At 69.6% G+C, this 15,432-nt stretch carries 15 protein-coding genes; 10 read left to right on the forward strand and 5 right to left on the reverse strand.

What is annotated here, in order from left to right; translation table 11 throughout:
• Positions 1 to 40 precede the first annotated feature (40 nt).
• Genes V6R91_RS25235 through sdhC form a run of 4 tightly spaced genes read right to left on the reverse strand, consistent with a single transcriptional unit; the run spans position 41 to position 3,553 of the window.
• On the reverse strand, positions 41 to 802 hold the full coding sequence (locus V6R91_RS25235; protein ID WP_067246065.1) for a succinate dehydrogenase iron-sulfur subunit: 762 nt from the start codon (positions 800 to 802) through the stop codon (positions 41 to 43).
• The gene (gene sdhA / locus V6R91_RS25240; protein WP_336397531.1) at positions 802 to 2,628 is read right to left on the reverse strand and encodes a succinate dehydrogenase flavoprotein subunit; all 1,827 of its coding nucleotides are present in this window, start codon (positions 2,626 to 2,628) and stop codon (positions 802 to 804) included. Before sdhA ends, V6R91_RS25235 begins: the two co-directional genes overlap by 1 nt.
• A gap of 38 nt (positions 2,629 to 2,666) precedes the next feature.
• Positions 2,667 to 3,116 (reverse strand): succinate dehydrogenase hydrophobic membrane anchor subunit, encoded by a 450-nt coding sequence (locus tag V6R91_RS25245; protein ID WP_067246070.1) that lies wholly within the window; start codon positions 3,114 to 3,116, stop codon positions 2,667 to 2,669.
• A complete protein-coding gene (sdhC, locus tag V6R91_RS25250) occupies positions 3,116 to 3,553 on the reverse strand; it encodes a succinate dehydrogenase, cytochrome b556 subunit (protein WP_084344533.1) in 438 nt (145 codons plus the stop codon). The genes V6R91_RS25245 and sdhC overlap by 1 nt, the downstream gene beginning before the upstream one ends.
• 168 nt (positions 3,554 to 3,721) lie before the next feature.
• Between sdhC and V6R91_RS25255 the strand changes: the two genes are divergently transcribed.
• The 10 genes from V6R91_RS25255 to V6R91_RS25300 all read left to right on the forward strand — a co-directional run bounded on the left by V6R91_RS25255 (position 3,722) and on the right by V6R91_RS25300 (position 13,927).
• Positions 3,722 to 4,837, forward strand: a complete 1,116-nt coding sequence (locus V6R91_RS25255) for a mannose-1-phosphate guanylyltransferase (protein WP_336397532.1) — start codon at positions 3,722 to 3,724, stop codon at positions 4,835 to 4,837.
• 186 nt (positions 4,838 to 5,023) lie between these two features.
• Positions 5,024 to 6,109 carry a BMP family lipoprotein gene (locus tag V6R91_RS25260; RefSeq protein ID WP_217996220.1) on the forward strand — a complete coding sequence of 362 codons (1,086 nt, stop codon included), beginning with the start codon at positions 5,024 to 5,026 and terminating at the stop codon, positions 6,107 to 6,109.
• Positions 6,110 to 6,214: 105 nt separating this feature from the next.
• Positions 6,215 to 7,729: an ABC transporter ATP-binding protein gene (locus V6R91_RS25265; protein ID WP_067246078.1), complete on the forward strand. Its 1,515-nt coding sequence runs from the start codon at positions 6,215 to 6,217 to the stop codon at positions 7,727 to 7,729.
• Entirely contained in the window at positions 7,726 to 8,988 is a 1,263-nt protein-coding gene (locus V6R91_RS25270) for an ABC transporter permease (RefSeq protein ID WP_174522530.1), read from the forward strand. The genes V6R91_RS25265 and V6R91_RS25270 overlap by 4 nt, the downstream gene beginning before the upstream one ends.
• Positions 8,985 to 10,259 (forward strand): ABC transporter permease, encoded by a 1,275-nt coding sequence (locus V6R91_RS25275; RefSeq protein ID WP_336397533.1) that lies wholly within the window; start codon positions 8,985 to 8,987, stop codon positions 10,257 to 10,259. Before V6R91_RS25270 ends, V6R91_RS25275 begins: the two co-directional genes overlap by 4 nt.
• Before the next feature lie 8 nt (positions 10,260 to 10,267).
• Positions 10,268 to 10,666, forward strand: a complete 399-nt coding sequence (locus V6R91_RS25280) for a cytidine deaminase (RefSeq protein WP_219085079.1) — start codon at positions 10,268 to 10,270, stop codon at positions 10,664 to 10,666.
• Complete coding sequence (locus V6R91_RS25285; RefSeq protein ID WP_336397534.1) at positions 10,663 to 11,955, forward strand: thymidine phosphorylase; 1,293 nt, start codon at positions 10,663 to 10,665, stop codon at positions 11,953 to 11,955. Before V6R91_RS25280 ends, V6R91_RS25285 begins: the two co-directional genes overlap by 4 nt.
• Before the next feature lie 127 nt (positions 11,956 to 12,082).
• Positions 12,083 to 13,213, forward strand: coding sequence for an adenosine deaminase (locus V6R91_RS25290; RefSeq protein WP_336397535.1), 1,131 nt, complete (start codon positions 12,083 to 12,085; stop codon positions 13,211 to 13,213).
• A gap of 19 nt (positions 13,214 to 13,232) precedes the next feature.
• Positions 13,233 to 13,610 carry a DMT family transporter gene (locus V6R91_RS25295; RefSeq protein ID WP_271060037.1) on the forward strand — a complete coding sequence of 126 codons (378 nt, stop codon included), beginning with the start codon at positions 13,233 to 13,235 and terminating at the stop codon, positions 13,608 to 13,610.
• Positions 13,607 to 13,927: a DMT family transporter gene (locus V6R91_RS25300; protein ID WP_271060036.1), complete on the forward strand. Its 321-nt coding sequence runs from the start codon at positions 13,607 to 13,609 to the stop codon at positions 13,925 to 13,927. The genes V6R91_RS25295 and V6R91_RS25300 overlap by 4 nt, the downstream gene beginning before the upstream one ends.
• A gap of 28 nt (positions 13,928 to 13,955) precedes the next feature.
• Here the strand turns inward: V6R91_RS25300 and V6R91_RS25305 are convergent, their stop codons facing one another.
• A complete protein-coding gene (locus V6R91_RS25305) occupies positions 13,956 to 15,371 on the reverse strand; it encodes an NAD(P)/FAD-dependent oxidoreductase (RefSeq protein ID WP_271060035.1) in 1,416 nt (471 codons plus the stop codon).
• Positions 15,372 to 15,432: the final 61 nt, after the last annotated feature.

Here is a 15,432-nt window from a genome sequence, read left to right on the forward strand (position 1 = left end):
CCTAGCGAGAGGATGGGGACGTGTCGGAAGCGGGTGCGGATCAGCGGCCGCCGCGAAGGACCGCCTGCTTGACCTCGGCGATGGCCTTGGTGACCTCGATGCCGCGGGGGCACGCCTCGGTGCAGTTGAAGGTCGTGCGGCAGCGCCAGACGCCCTCCTTGTCGTTGAGGATGTCCAGGCGGGCGCCGCCGGCGTCGTCGCGCGAGTCGAAGATGAAGCGGTGTGCGTTCACGATCGCGGCCGGGCCGAAGTACTGCCCGTCGGTCCAGAACACCGGGCAGGACGACGTGCAGGCGGCGCACAGGATGCACTTGGTGGTGTCGTCGAAGATCTCGCGGTTGGCGATCGACTGGATGCGCTCCTTGCCCTTCTCCGGCTCGGAGTTGGCGATGAGGAACGGCTTGACTTCGCGGTACGCCGCAAAGAACGGCTCCATGTCGACGACGAGGTCCTTCTCCAGCGGCAGCCCCTTGATGGCCTCGACGTAGATCGGCTTGGAGATGTCCAGGTCCTTGATCAGCGTCTTGCAGGCGAGCCGGTTGCGACCGTTGATGCGCATGGCGTCCGAGCCGCAGATGCCGTGCGCGCACGAGCGGCGGAAGGTCAGCGAGCCGTCGACCTCCCACTTGATCTTGTGCAGCGCGTCGAGCACGCGGTCGGTCGAGTACATCTCGACGTCGTAGTCCACCCAGCGGGGCTCGGCGTCGACCTCGGGATCGAAGCGGCGGATGATGAACGTCACGAGGTACGACTGCACGCCGGTGTCCTCGACGACCTCCTGCTCCACGACGGCGGTGGACATCAGTACTTCCTCTCCATCGGCGGGTAGTTCAGCTCGCCCTGCTCGTTCTTCGTGAACACGACCGGTTTCCAGTCGAGACGGATGTGGTCGCTCGGATCGGACGAGTGCGGGTCGCCGGTCAGATACGCCATGGTGTGCTTCATGTACTTCTCGTCGTCGCGCTGGGGGAAGTCATCGCGCATGTGGCCGCCGCGGCTCTCCTCGCGGTTCTGTGCGGCGTAGACGACGACCTCGGCGATGTCGAGGAGGAAACCGAGCTCGACGGCCTCGAGAAGGTCCGTGTTGAAGCGGTGCCCCTTGTCGTCGACGTGCACGTTCTTATAGCGCTCGCGCAGCTCCGCGATGACGCCGAGCACGTGCTGCAGCGAGTCGTGGGTGCGGAACACCTGGGCGCCGCGGTCCATCTCGTCCTGCAGCGTCTTGCGCAGCACGGCGATCCGCTCGGTGCCGGTGTTGGTGCGCAGCCCCTCGATCATGTCGCGGACGTCCTTGGCGGGGTCCTCCGGGAGGGGGAGGAACTCGGCGGTCTTGACGTACTCGACGGCATTGCGACCGCTGCGCTTGCCGAACACGTTGATGTCCAGGAGCGAGTTGGTGCCGAGACGGTTCGCGCCGTGCACCGAGACGCAGGCGCACTCGCCCGCGGCGTAGAGGCCGGGGACGATCGTGTCGTTGTCGGCGAGCACCTCGCCGTTGTTGTTGGTGGGGATGCCGCCCATGGCGTAGTGGGCCGTCGGCATGACCGGGACCGGCTCCACCACGGGGTCGACGCCCAGGTAGGTGCGGGCGAACTCCGTGATGTCGGGCAGCTTGGTCTCCAGGACTTCAGCGCCCAGGTGCGTGCAGTCCAGCAGCACGTAGTCCTTGTGCGGGCCGGCGCCGCGGCCCTCCGCGACCTCCTGGACCATGCAGCGAGCGACGATGTCGCGCGGGGCGAGGTCCTTGATGGTGGGGGCGTAACGCTCCATGAACCGCTCGCCGGACGCGTTGCGGAGGATCGCGCCCTCGCCTCGTGCGCCCTCGGTGAGGAGGATCCCGAGTCCGGCGAGCCCGGTCGGGTGGAACTGGAAGAACTCCAGGTCCTCCAGGGGCAGCCCCTTGCGCCAGACGATGCCGACGCCGTCACCGGTGAGGGTGTGCGCGTTGGAGGTCGTCTTGAAGATCTTGCCGAAGCCGCCGGTCGCGAAGATCACGGCCTTGGCGTGGAAGACGTGCAGCTCGCCCGTGGCGAGGTCGTACGCGACCACGCCGGCGATCCCGGTCTTGCCCTCGTCGTTCTTCACCGTGATGAGGTCGAGCACGTAGAACTCGTTGAAGAAGTTGATCCCGAGCTTGACGCAGTTCTGGAACAGCGTCTGCAGGATCATGTGACCGGTCCGGTCTGCGGCGTAGCAGGCGCGGCGCACCGGGGTCTTGCCGTGCTCGGCGGTGTGGCCGCCGAAGCGGCGCTGGTCGATCTTGCCCTCGGGCGTGCGGTTGAAGGGCAGGCCCATGTTCTCGAGGTCGATGACCGCGTCGATGGCCTCCTTCGCGAGGATCTCAGCGGCATCCTGGTCGACGAGGTAGTCGCCGCCCTTGACGGTGTCGAAGGTGTGCCACTCCCAGCTGTCCTCCTCGACGTTCGCGAGCGCTGCGGCCATGCCGCCCTGCGCCGCGCCGGTGTGGGAGCGCGTGGGGTACAGCTTGCTGATGACGGCCGTGCGGGCGCCGGGCCCGGCCTCGATCGCCGCTCGCATCCCGGCGCCGCCGGCGCCGACGATGACGATGTCGAACTCGTGGTGGTGCACGCCGTTCTTGACGACGGAATCCTGAGTCTGCGTGGTCACTCTCTTATGCCTATCTGTCTTCTCGCGCTGCCGGGCGGTCACTTGACCAGGGCCTGGCAGGTCTCCCACATCGCGCCGTCCTCGAACACGCCGTTGCACGGGTCGAAGGTGAACACGACCAGGGTGCCGAGGATGATGAGCAGCGCGGCGGCCAGGCCGAGCGCGCCGAGCAGGGTCTTGCGGACGCCCGAGTGCGTCACGTAGTCGTTGACGACCGTGCGCATCCCGTTGGCTCCGTGGATGAGCGCCAGCCAGAGCATGATGACGTCCCACCACTGCCAGAACGGCGTGGCGTACTTGCCGGCGACGAAGGCGAAGTCGAGGGCGTGGATGCCCTCGCCGAGCATGAGGTTGACGAAGAGGTGGCCGAAGATGAGCACCACGAGCACGACGCCCGAGGCGCGCATGAACACCCATCCCCACTTCTCGAGGTTGAACCCGCGCTGGCGGCGGGGGGCGGCGAGCTGTGCCGGAGCCTGAGCGGTCATCAGTGTCCTCCCTCGCCGAAGCCGGCGAACGCGAGCGCAAGGTGACGCGGCACGAAGCCGGCCATGATCACGAGCCACACGCCGATGACGATCCAGAAGAGCTGCCGCTGGAAGCGGGCGCCCTTCGACCACAGGTCGACCAGGATGATGCGCAGCCCGTTGAGGGCGTGATAGGCGATGCCGGCCACGAGGACGACCTCGCCGAAGGCCATGATCGGGTTCTTGTAGGTGCCGATCACCGCGTCGTACGCGCCGGGGGAGACCCGGATCAGGGCGGTGTCGAGCACGTGCACCAGGAGGAAGAAGAAGATCGCGATCCCGGTGATGCGGTGAAGCACCCACGACCACATGCCTTCGCGCCCCCGGTAAAGGGTGCCGCGCGGGGTCTTGGACGTGGTTTCCGAAATCGACGGTGTCAAGCGAGTGCCTGCGGACACGGTCGTCCTCCCTGGTCGAAGCGGGCCCGGCGCGCATGGCGGCGCGCGCGATCGCGTCCATCCTATTCCCGTCGGCCCTCGGGGAGCGACGAAGGGGACCCTAAGTATCTCGACATCGAGATAATCTCCCGCCCCGTCCTTCCGGGCGCGCTCGCTACGCTGGGTGCCATGCGCGAGCCGATCGAGGACTTCTACGCCGTCATCCCCGCGGGGGGCATCGGAAGCCGGCTCTGGCCGCTGTCGCGTGCCGATGCGCCGAAGTTCCTGCACGACCTCACCGGCTCCGGGCAATCCCTCCTCCGCGACACCTGGGATCGCCTCGAGCCGCTGACCGGTCGTGACCGGATCGCGGTGGTGACCGGGCGCGCCCATCGTGCCGCCGTCGAGGAGCAGCTGCCCGGCATCGCCGACGAGAACGTGTTCCTCGAGTCCGAGCCCCGGGAGTCGGCGGCGGCCATCGGCCTGGCCGCGGCGATCCTGCACCGCCGGGACCCGAACGTCATCATCGGCTCCTTCAGCGCGGATCACGTGATCCGCGGCACGCGGGTGTTCGAGTTCGCCGTGCGCGACGCGGTGGAGGTGGCGCGGGAGGGGTACATCTGCACGATCGGCATCTCGCCCACGGAACCCGCCGTGGGGTTCGGGTACATCAAGCGCGGCGAGGAGCTCCTCGTCGAAGGCGCCCGGGAGGCGGCCCTGGTCGAACGCTTCGTGGAGAAGCCCGACCTGGAGACCGCCAAGGCGTACCTCGCGGAGCGGACCTATCTCTGGAACGCGGGCATGTTCATCGCGAAGGCCGGGGTGCTGCTCGACGAGCTGGCGGTGAACGAGCCCGAGCTGCACGCGGGCCTGCTCGAGCTCGCCGAGGCGTGGGACGACCGGGACCGGCGCGGGCCGGCGGTGGACCGGATCTGGCCGCGGCTGAAGAAGATCGCGATCGACTACGCCGTGGCCGAGCCCGCGGCCGAGCGCGGACGCCTGGCCGTCGTCCCCGGGCACTTCGACTGGGACGACGTGGGGGACTTCGCGTCGCTGACCAAGCTCATCTCCAACGGCCGCAAGAACGACCTCGCCGTGCTCGGCCCGAAGGCGCGCGTGCTCAGCGACGCGGCCAGCGGGATCCTGGTCAGCCAGACGTCGCGGGTCATCAGCCTCGTCGGGGTGAAGGACATCGTCGTGGTGGACACCCCCGACGCGCTCCTGGTGACGACGACGGAGCACGCCCAGCGCGTCAAGGGCGTCGTGGAGTCTCTCAAGCTCACCGGTCGCGGTGACGTGCTCTGAGCATTCCCTGCTCTGAATCCGGTAGATCAGAGGGGCCGCTGCTCAAATGAGCACGTTGGGGCTCATATGGTTTCAGCTTGATAACCATTCCTCGCCGCCAGGGCAAGCGCGGATGCGCACGCGCCGTCACACTGGGTAACTTTGATCGACCCGCGATGGCCGCGGGTGCGTGCAGGGGAGGCCTGAGTGACCATCTCAACCACCAAGAAGCTGTTCGGCGCGACGCTCGTCGCCGCCGTCGCGATCGCACTCGCCGGCTGCGGCCAGGCGCCGACCGAGAAGCCGGGCGCCGGCGGCGGTGACGGCGGCGGATCCGAGTTCCTGCCGTGCATCGTCTCGGACTTCGGCGGCTTCGACGACAAGTCGTTCAACCAATTGTCGATGGAGGGCGCGCAGAAGGCCGCGGACGAACTGGGCGTCACGCTGAAGAAGGCGGAGTCCAACGCCGAGACGGAGTACGGCCCGAACGTCGACAACATGGTGTCCGAGGGCTGCAACGCCATCGTCGCGGTGGGCTTCGCCCTGTCGCAGGCCACCGTCGACGCGGCCTCGGCCAACCCCGACACCGACTTCATCCTCGTCGACGACGCGGGCGGCGACAGCAAGCCGGACAACGTCAAGCCGCTGCTCTACAACACCGCCGAGGCGGCGTTCGTGGCCGGTTACCTGTCCGCGGGCTACTCGAAGGCCGGGAAGGTCGGCACCTTCGGCGGCATGGAGTTCCCGACCGTGACGATCTTCATGGACGGCTTCAAGCAGGGCGTCGACCACTACAACCAGGAGAACGGCACGGCCGTGCAGGTCGTCGGCTGGGACGGCAAGACCGGCTCCTTCACCGGCGGCTTCGAAGCCAACCAGGACGCCAAGACCGTCGCGAAGAACATCATCGACCAGGGTGTGGACGTGCTCCTTCCCGTCGGCGGCCCGATCTACCAGTCGGCGCTGCAGGCGATCAACGAGTCCGGCCGCGAGATCGCCCTCATCGGCGCGGATGCGGACCTGTTCGTCACCGACCCGACCACGGCCGACGTCGTGCTCACCTCGGTGCTGAAGGCGATGGACCTGTCCACGTACGAGGCCGTCATGGCGAGCTCGAAGGGCGACTTCTCCGGCGAGCCGTACATCGGCACCCTCGAGAACAAGGGCGTCGGCATCGCGCCGCTGCACAACTTCGAGAGCAAGGTCGACCCGGCGCTGATGACGAAGGTCGACCAGGTCACCAAGGACATCATCGACGGCAAGATCACCGTCACGTCCTACCTCTCCGAGTAACGCTCGGAGAGGCGCAGGGGAGGTCGGCGTCATGCCGACCTCCCCTCTTTTCCGCTTTCCCACCCGACCCCACGGCGTCTGAGCACGCCCGAATAGGATCGACACATGAAGCTCGAACTGCGCGGCATAACGAAGAGGTTCGGCGCGCTGACGGCCAACGATCACATCGACCTGGTCGTCCGGCCCGGCGAGATCCACTGCCTCCTCGGCGAGAACGGTGCCGGCAAGTCCACGCTGATGAACGTGCTGTACGGCCTCTACCAGGCGGATGAGGGCCAGATCCTCCTCGACGACGAGGTGCAGCACTTCTCCGGCCCCGGTGACGCGATGGCGGCAGGGATCGGAATGGTGCACCAGCACTTCATGCTGATCCCGGTCTTCACGGTCGCCGAGAACGTGATGCTCGGCCACGAGCAGACCACGTTCGGCGGTCGGCTCGACCTCGGAGCCGCGCGGGCGCGCGTGCGGGAGATCTCCGACCGGTTCGGCTTCGACGTCGATCCGGATGCGATCGTCGAGGATCTCCCGGTCGGCGTGCAGCAGCGCGTGGAGATCATCAAGGCGTTGTCCCGGGACGCGAGCATCCTTGTCTTCGACGAGCCGACCGCCGTGCTCACGCCGCAGGAGACGGACGAGCTCATGGCCACGATGCGGAGTCTGAAGGAGCAGGGCACCGCGATCGTCTTCATCACGCACAAGCTCCGCGAGGTCCGCGAGGTGGCGGACCGCATCACGGTCATCCGGCTCGGCAAGGTCGTCGGCGAGGCGTCGCCCGACGCGACCAACGCCGAGCTCGCCTCGTTGATGGTCGGCCGCGCGGTCGAGCTGACCGTGCACAAGGACGCGCCGAACCTGCGCAGCAACGCGCTGGTGGTGGAGAACCTGACCGTGACGGACGCCGCCGGGACGGTCCTCGTCGACGAAGCGTCCTTCGAGGTCCGCGGCGGCGAGGTGCTCGCGATCGCCGGAGTGCAGGGGAACGGCCAGACGGAGTTGACCGAGGCCATCGTCGGCCTGCAGCCCCACGTCCGCGGCAGCATCCGTCTGAACGGAGAGGAGCTCGTCGGGCGATCGGTCCGCGACATCCTCGACGCCGGAGTGGGATTCGTCCCGGAGGACCGCGGCGTGGACGGGCTGGTCAAGGAGTTCTCCATCGCGGAGAACCTGATGCTCGACCGCTCCTCGGGCGCGCCGTTCGTGAAGGCGGGGGCGCTGCAGCTGAAAGCGCTCGATCAGTTCGCCCGCGAGAAGATCGACGAGTTCGACATCCGCACGCAAGGGCCGTCCCAGGCCGCCGGGCGTCTGTCCGGAGGCAACCAGCAGAAGGTCGTGCTCGCCCGTGAGCTGAGCCGCGACCTGTCGCTGTTCGTCGCCGCCCAGCCCACGCGCGGCGTCGACGTCGGATCGATCGAGTTCATCCACAAGCGGGTGGTCGCCACCCGCGACGCCGGCGTGCCCGTGATCGTCATCTCCACGGAGCTGGACGAGGTCACCGCGCTCGCCGACCGGATCCTGGTGATGTACCGCGGACGCATCGTCGGCATCGTGCCCGGCGACACGCCGCGCGACCAGCTCGGCCTGATGATGGCGGGCGCCGCGAACGAAGGAGCCACGGCATGACCGCCGCGCAGACGCAGACTCCGGCGCCGAAGGGCACGGCCGACGTGCCGCCGCCCTCGCGGTGGCGCATCGCGGTGCAGCAGGTCGTCAGGGGCAACGCGATCATCTCGGTTCTCGCCGTCATCGCCGCAGTGATCGTCGGATCGATCATGATCGCCGCCACGGACAAGGACGTGCAGGCCGCCGCCGGATACTTCTTCCAGCGGCCGAGCGACACATTCGGCGCGATCTGGGATGCGGTGGCGGGCGCCTATGCGGCGCTGTTCCGCGGCTCGATCTACAACGTCAACGCGGACAGCTTCGCCGTCGGCATCCGGCCCCTCACCGAGACGCTCAAGTTCGCCACGCCGCTGATCGCGGCGGGGCTCGGCGTCGGGCTCGCGTTCCGCGCCGGACTGTTCAACATCGGTGGTCAGGGGCAGATGCTCATGTCCGCCGCCGCGGCGGGCTATGTCGCCACCGCTCTGGACATGCCATTCCCGCTGCACATGGTCGCGGCCCTCGTCGCCGGCGTCCTCGCCGGCGCGCTGTGGGCCGGGATCGCCGGCCTGTTGAAGGCCCGCACGGGGGCGCACGAGGTGATCGTGACGATCATGCTCAACCACATCGCGGTGTATCTGCTGGCCTGGATGCTCGCCACGCAGGGCGTGCTGCAGGCGCCCGGGTCGCAGAACCCGAAGACCGCGCCGATGGACGAGACCGCGGTGCTCCCGCAGATCCTCGGACCGATGTACAAGCTGCACCTCGGGTTCCTGTTCGCGCTCGTGGCCGTCGCGATCACGTGGTGGCTGCTCGAGCGTTCCAGCCTCGGCTTCCGTTTCCGCGCGGTGGGGGAGAACCCCGCCGCGGCGCGCGTGGCCGGCATCTCGGTCGGGCGGATGTACTTCCTGGTGATGGTGATCGCGGGCGCGCTCGTGGGCCTCGCCGGAGTCAGCCAGGTCCTCGGCACGGAGCCGAAGGGCTTCAGCGGCGGGATCGACGCCGGGATCGGCTTCGATGCGATCACGGTGGCCCTTCTCGGGCGATCCCGCCCGCTGGGCATCCTCGGCGCCGGCATCCTGTTCGGCGCGTTCAAGACCGGTGGATTCACCATGCAGGCCTCGCAGGGCGTGCCGATCGAGATCGTGCTGGTCGTGCAGTCGCTCATCGTGCTGTTCATCGCCGCACCTCCGATGGTGCGTGCGATGTTCGGTCTGCCCCAGCCCGGCCGCGCGAACCGCCGAACGCGGCGCGCCATGAAGAAGGAGGTGGCGGCATGAGCGTGCAGACGCTGGACGCCCAGCCGCGCACCGTCTCGGTCGTCTCCTGGAAGACGCCGATCATCTTCGCAGTCGTGACGGTGCTGTTCTCCCTGTTGCCGGTGATCGTCCCCCGTCCGGGAGACGCCACCTTCCGCTTCTCCGCGGGCAGCGACCTGTTCACCCTGCCGGATCTCGTGGTGCCGGGGACGGCCACCGCGTGGACCTGCATCGTGATCCTCGCCGTCGTGACGGTGGTCTCCGTCGTGCTGTCGCGGCAGCGACGAGCGGTGCCGCTGTGGCTCATCGCCGTGTTCGTCGTCGTGCTCGTGTTCGGCTTCCTCGCCTGGGCGGCCGCGGGCAGCTCCGGCACGCTTCCGATGGTCGGACTGCTGGGCGGTGCGCTGGCCCTGGCGACTCCCCTGATCTTCGGCGCGCTGGGCGGCGTGATCGGAGAGCGGGCCGGCGTCGTCAACATCGCCATCGAGGCGCAGCTGCTGGCGGGCGCCTTCAGCGCCGCGGTGGTCGGGTCGCTGACCGGGACGCCGTGGGCGGGACTGATCGCCGCGATGGTCGCGGGCGTGCTGGTGGCGCTCGTGCTCGGTGTCTTCGCGATCACCTACTACGTCGACCAGGTGATCGTCGGCGTCGTGCTGAACGTGCTGGTCATCGGCGTCACGACCTTCCTGTTCCGACAGGTGCTCGCTCCCAACCAGGCGACGATGAACACGGTGACGCCGTTCGCGCCGATCCCGATCCCGCTGTTGGGCGACATCCCCGTGCTCGGCCCGATCCTGTTCCGGCAGACGATCGTCGTCTACCTGATGTACCTGGTGGTGTTCGCGGTCTGGTTCGGCATGTACCGGACGCGGTGGGGGCTGCGGATGCGCGCGGTCGGCGAGCACCCGCAGGCGGCGGACACGGTCGGCATCAACGTCGCACGGACCCGCTACATGAACGTGATGATCGCGGGCGCGATCGCCGGTATGGGCGGGGCATTCTACACGCTCGTGTCGGTGCCGCGGTTCAATCCGGAGATGACCGCGGGGGCCGGATTCATCGCGCTGGCCGCCGTGATCTTCGGCAAGTGGGATCCGATCAAGGCCACGCTGGCGGCGCTGCTGTTCGGTTTCGCCTCCAACCTCCAGGGTGTGCTGAGCGTGATCGGGTCGCCGGTGCCGAGCCAGTTCATGCTGATGCTGCCCTACGTCGTGACGATCTTCGCGGTCGCCGGCCTCGTCGGGCGCTCGCGTCCGCCGGCCGCCGACGGCGACCCCTACATCAAGTCCTGAGGAGGGACATGACCGACATCGACTGGGACGAGCTGCGCCAGGTCGCCGAGGACGCCATGCGCAAGGCGTACGCGCCCTACTCGCGGTACCGGGTGGGGGCCGCGGCCCTCGTCGGGGACGGACGCATCGTCGCCGGCTGCAACGTGGAGAACGCGTCGTACGGCGTGACCCTGTGCGCCGAGTGCGCCCTGGTGGGCGACCTGCACATGTCCGGCGGCGGGCGCCTCGTCGCGTTCGTCTGCGTGAACGGCGACGGCGAGACGATCATGCCGTGCGGGCGCTGCCGTCAGCTGCTGTTCGAGCACGCGATGCCGGGGATGCTCCTGGAGACCGTCTCGGGGATCCGCACGATCGACGAGGTCCTGCCCGACGCGTTCGGGCCCAGGGATCTGGAGGAGGCACGATGACCGTGGAGCCGTTCGACGCCGTGGACGTGATCCGCGCCAAGCGCGACGGGGGAGCGGTCCCCGAGGACGCGCTGCGCTGGATGGTCGACGCCTACACGCGCGGCTACGTCTCGGACGCGCAGATGGCGTCCTTCGCGATGGCGGTGTTCCAGCGCGGGATGCAGCGGGACGAGATCCGCGTCCTCACCGACGCCATGATCGCGTCGGGGGAGCGGATGAGCTTCGCCGCGCTGGGCAAGCGCACGGTCGACAAGCACTCCACCGGCGGAGTGGGCGACAAGATCACCCTGCCCCTGGCGCCGCTGGTCGCCTCGTTCGGCGTGGCCGTCCCGCAGCTGTCCGGCCGCGGCCTCGGCCACACGGGCGGCACGCTGGACAAGCTGGAGGCGATCCCGGGCTGGCGCGCGGCGCTGAGCAACGAGGAGATGTTCGCGCAGCTCCAGGGCGAGGTCGGCGCGGTCATCTGCGCGGCCGGCTCGGGGCTCGCTCCCGCGGACAAGAAGCTCTACGCGCTGCGGGACGTGACGGGCACCGTCGAGGCGATCCCGCTGATCGCGTCGAGCATCATGTCGAAGAAGATCGCCGAGGGCACCGACGCGCTCGTCCTGGACGTGAAGTTCGGCTCCGGCGCGTTCATGCAGGACATCGAGCGGGCCAGAGAGCTCGCCCGCACGATGGTCGAGCTCGGCACCGATTCCGGCGTGTCCACCACCGCGCTGCTGACCGACATGAACGTCCCGCTGGGGCGCGCGATCGGCAACGCCAACGAGGTGCGCGAGTCGGTGGAGGTCCTCGCCGGCGGCGGTCCCGCCGACGTGCGGGAGCTGACCCTGGCGCTCGCCCGCGAGATGCTCGCGCTCAGCGGGCACCCGGACGCCGACGTGGAGAAGGCGCTGGCCGGCGGCCGGGCGATGGACGTGTGGAACGCGATGATCCGCGCCCAGGACGGCGACCCTACGGCGTCGCTCCCGGCCCCGCGCGAGACGCACACGGTCACGGCCGAGGCCGAGGGCTTCGTCACGCGGATGGACGCCCTTCCGTTCGGGATCGCCGCGTGGCGGCTCGGGGCCGGACGGGCGCGGGCGGAGGACGCCGTCGTGCACGCCGCCGGCATCGATCTGCACGTGAAGCCCGGGGATCAGGTCCGCGCAGGAGACCCGCTGTTCACCCTGTCGGCGGACGACGCGGCACGCTTCTCGCGTGCGCTGGACGCCGTCGCGGGAGCGTGGGAGATCGGTGTGGAGAAGCCGGCGGCGTCGCCGCTCGTGCGCGAGCGCATCACCGCCTGAGCCGCCGCGGGCGGGCTGTCGGGCGGACGGTGTCGGAGGCGTTCCGGGATGACTAGGCTGATCCCGGACGCCGCGTGCGTCATCCCCAGCCGCTGACAGCGCCGTCACTCATCCGAGAGGATCCGCCATGCCGACCGACGCGACCGGAATCGACGCCACGGGTGACGCCACCGTCCAGGGGGTCTCGCTGCGGAGCCTGCCGAAGATCTCGCTGCATGATCACCTCGACGGTGCCCTGCGCCCCGCCACGATCATCGAGCTCGCGGATGCGATCGGGCTCGAGGTGCCCGAGTCGGATCCCGCGGCGCTCGGGCGCTGGTTCGCCGCGCAGAGCGACTCCGGCTCGCTCGTGGAGTACCTGAAGACCTTCGACCTGACGACGTCGGTCATGCAGACCAGGGAGGGGCTGACCCGGGTCGCGCGGGAGTTCGTCGAGGATCTCGCCGACGACGGAGTCATCTACGGCGAGGTGCGCTGGGCGCCCGAGCAGCATCTCGCGCGAGGCCTGAGCCTGGAGGAGGCCGTCGAGGCCGTGCAGGCCGGCATCGAGGAGGGCGAGGACATCGTCGACCGGTCCGGACGCAGCATCCGCGTCGGCCAGCTGGTCACCGCCATGCGTCACACGGACCGCTCGCTGGAGATCGCGAAGCTGGCCGTGGCGTTCCGCGGGCGCGGTGCCGTCGGCTTCGACATCGCCGGCCCCGAGGACGGCTTCCCGCCGTCGCGGCACCGGGCGGCGTTCGACCACCTGGCGGAGAACTTCTTCCCGGTCACCGTGCACGCCGGAGAGGCGGCCGGACCCGACTCGATCCGCTCGGCCCTGATCGACGGCCGTGCGCTGCGCCTCGGGCACGGTGTGCGGATCGCGGAGGATCTGGAGATCATGGGTCGAGAAGGCGACGAGGTGCAGGTGCGCTTCGGCGACCTCGCCCGCTGGGTGCGCGACCGGGAGATCCCCCTGGAGCTGTCGCCGTCGTCGAACCTGCAGACCGGTGCGATCGCCGCCTGGGGGACCGAGCTCGCGGACCACCCCTTCGATCTGCTCTACCAGCTCGGGTTCGCCGTGACCGTGAACGTCGACAACCGCACGATGAGCGCGACCTCGCTCACCCGCGAGCTGAGCCTTCTGGTGGACGCGTTCGGGTACGACCTGGAGGACCTGGAGTCCTTCCAGTTCAACGCCGCCGCCGGCGCGTTCCTCCCCGTCGAGGAGCGCGAGGAGCTGGTGGAGATCATCGCCGAGGGCTTCGACGCCTGAGCCGGGAGGATCCGCGTCGATGACCGCCGAGACGCCGCCCCCGCAGCGACGGGGCAGCGCCTGGCCGCCGCTGCTGCTGGCGATCGTGCTGGAGGTGGCGGCGACGCTGAGTCTGCGCACGGTGGCGACGGGCGGCGCGCCGTGGTGGGCGATCGCGACCGTGATCGGCTACGGCGGGGCGTTCTGGCTGCTCGGCATGGTGCTGACCCGGGGCATGCCGGTGGGCGTGGCCTACGGCATCTGGTCGGCGGTGGGCGTCGCGCTCACGGCGCTGGCCGCCGCGGCGCTGTTCTCCGAGCTGCTCAGCCCGCTCTCCCTGGTGGGGCTGGTCGTCATCATGGCCGGGGTGCTGATGGCGGAGCTGGGCCGTCGCCACGCGGGGGAGCGGGCGCCGTGACCTGGATCCTGCTGATCGGCGCGATCGTGAGCGAGGTGACGGCGACGCTGTCCCTCCGGGCCTCCTCGGGCTTCCGGGTGAAGAAGTGGATCCCGGTGATCGTCGTCGGGTACCTCACGTCCTACGTGCTCCTGGGCGCGGTGCTCGCCCTGGGGATGCCGGTGGGCATCGCGTACGCGGTGTGGGCGGCTCTCGGCGTCGCGGCCACCGCGGTACTCGGACGGGTGCTCTTCCAGGACCACATCTCGACCCTCACCGCCATCGGCCTCGCCGTGATCGTCGGCGGCGTGGTGCTCGTGGAGCTCGGCACGCACTGACCGGTGTGTGCCCGTGGCGGCGTGCGGCTCAGGAGTCGAAGCCCATGCCCAGCGCGTCGAGCGTGCGCAGCAGCAGGTTGCGTCGGCCCTCCCGGTGGTCGGCGCGGTCCATGGACCACCGCACCGCGTTGATGCCGACCGACGCGGCGGGCTCGGGCGGGAACGGGATCGGGTTCTCCCGTACCATCCGCAGACGGGTCCGCTCCGTGTCGGCGCCGTCGAGCAGGTCGAGCACGACGTTGCCGGCGAAACGGGTCGCCGCCACCCCCAGGCCCGTGAAGCCCGCGGCGTACGCGACCGCACCGCCGTGGCTCGTCCCGTAGAACGCGCAGAAGCGGGAGCAGGAATCGATGGCTCCGGCCCACCGGTGGGTGAAGCGGATGCCCTCCAGCTGCGGGAACGTGGTGAGGAAGTGCTCGGCGAGTCGGCGGAAGGACGCGGGCCGCTCCTCGTACTCGGGGCGGACGCGGCCGCCGTAGTGGTAGATCGCGTCGTAGCCGCCGAAGACGATGCGGTGGTCGGCGGTCTGCCGGTAGTAGTGGAACTGGTTCGCGATGTCGGCCAGCCCCTGGCGTCCCTGCCATCCGATCGCGCGGCGCTGCTCCGCCGAGAGCGGCTCCGTTGCGAGCACGTAGTCGTACACCGGCACCGTCATCAGGCGGTTGCGGCGCAGCAGCGACGGGAACACGTTCGTCGCGAGCACCGCCTGCCGGGCACGGACCGTCCCGCCGTCGGTCACGACGGAGACGCCGTCACCCTGACGCTCGACCCCTCGGACGAGGGAGCGCTCGTGGATCTCCACCCCGAGTCCGGCGGCGGTCCGCGCGAGTGCGGCGGCGAGCTTCGCCGGCTGCACGAGGATGTTGCCGTCGCGGTCCCAGAGGCCGGCGGCGTAGGTGGGCGATGCGATCTCCGCGCGCAGATCGGGGCCGTCCAGGAAGATGTGCCGGTCGTCGCTCGGCGCCTGCTGCAGCTGGCGCCGCTGGTACTCCTCGGTGGCGATCTTGATCACGCCGGTCCGCTCCAGGTCGACGTCCATGCCGTACCGCTCGACAGTCGCCGCGATCTCGTCGAGGTTCTCCGCACCCATGCGCTCGAGCGTCGGCATGTCCTCCGGCCAGCGGCGGAACCCGTTGTCGTATCCGTGCGTGAGACTCGCCTCGCAGAAGCCGCCGTTGCGTCCGGACGCCGCCCACCCGATCCGGTTCGCCTCCAGGAGGACCACCCGTCGTCCGGGGTCGCGTTCCTTGGCCAGCAGCGCCGTCCACAGCCCGTGATAGCCGCCGCCGACGACCACGAGGTCCGCGGTGGTGTCCGCCGTGAGCGCCGGGTGCTCCTCCCGGGGCGCGTCCTCCTGCCAGAGCACGCGCGAAGCCGTGCCGCTCAGGGCGTGTGCGACGGCGGCGGCCGGGGCCGGCCGGCGTTCGAAGACGGTCGAGGGCATGGGCGCTCCTGTTCCCGAAAGCGGCGACCTCGCCGGCTCTCGTATGCCGATCGAGAGTAAA

The organism is Microbacterium sp. CCNWLW41 (assembly GCF_037083505.1).

What these genes read in the sequence shown, in the direction of transcription:
- V6R91_RS25235 (WP_067246065.1), bottom strand. Translation starts at nt 802, where the DNA reads ATGTCCACCGCCGTCGTGGAGCAGGAGGTCGTCGAGGACACCGGCGTG.
- V6R91_RS25245 (WP_067246070.1), bottom strand. Translation starts at nt 3,116, where the DNA reads ATGACCGCTCAGGCTCCGGCACAGCTCGCCGCCCCCCGCCGCCAGCGC.
- V6R91_RS25255 (WP_336397532.1), top strand. Translation starts at nt 3,722, where the DNA reads ATGCGCGAGCCGATCGAGGACTTCTACGCCGTCATCCCCGCGGGGGGC.
- V6R91_RS25265 (WP_067246078.1), top strand. Translation starts at nt 6,215, where the DNA reads ATGAAGCTCGAACTGCGCGGCATAACGAAGAGGTTCGGCGCGCTGACG.
- V6R91_RS25270 (WP_174522530.1), top strand. Translation starts at nt 7,726, where the DNA reads ATGACCGCCGCGCAGACGCAGACTCCGGCGCCGAAGGGCACGGCCGAC.
- V6R91_RS25275 (WP_336397533.1), top strand. Translation starts at nt 8,985, where the DNA reads ATGAGCGTGCAGACGCTGGACGCCCAGCCGCGCACCGTCTCGGTCGTC.
- V6R91_RS25280 (WP_219085079.1), top strand. Translation starts at nt 10,268, where the DNA reads ATGACCGACATCGACTGGGACGAGCTGCGCCAGGTCGCCGAGGACGCC.
- V6R91_RS25285 (WP_336397534.1), top strand. Translation starts at nt 10,663, where the DNA reads ATGACCGTGGAGCCGTTCGACGCCGTGGACGTGATCCGCGCCAAGCGC.
- V6R91_RS25290 (WP_336397535.1), top strand. Translation starts at nt 12,083, where the DNA reads ATGCCGACCGACGCGACCGGAATCGACGCCACGGGTGACGCCACCGTC.
- V6R91_RS25295 (WP_271060037.1), top strand. Translation starts at nt 13,233, where the DNA reads ATGACCGCCGAGACGCCGCCCCCGCAGCGACGGGGCAGCGCCTGGCCG.
- V6R91_RS25305 (WP_271060035.1), bottom strand. Translation starts at nt 15,371, where the DNA reads ATGCCCTCGACCGTCTTCGAACGCCGGCCGGCCCCGGCCGCCGCCGTC.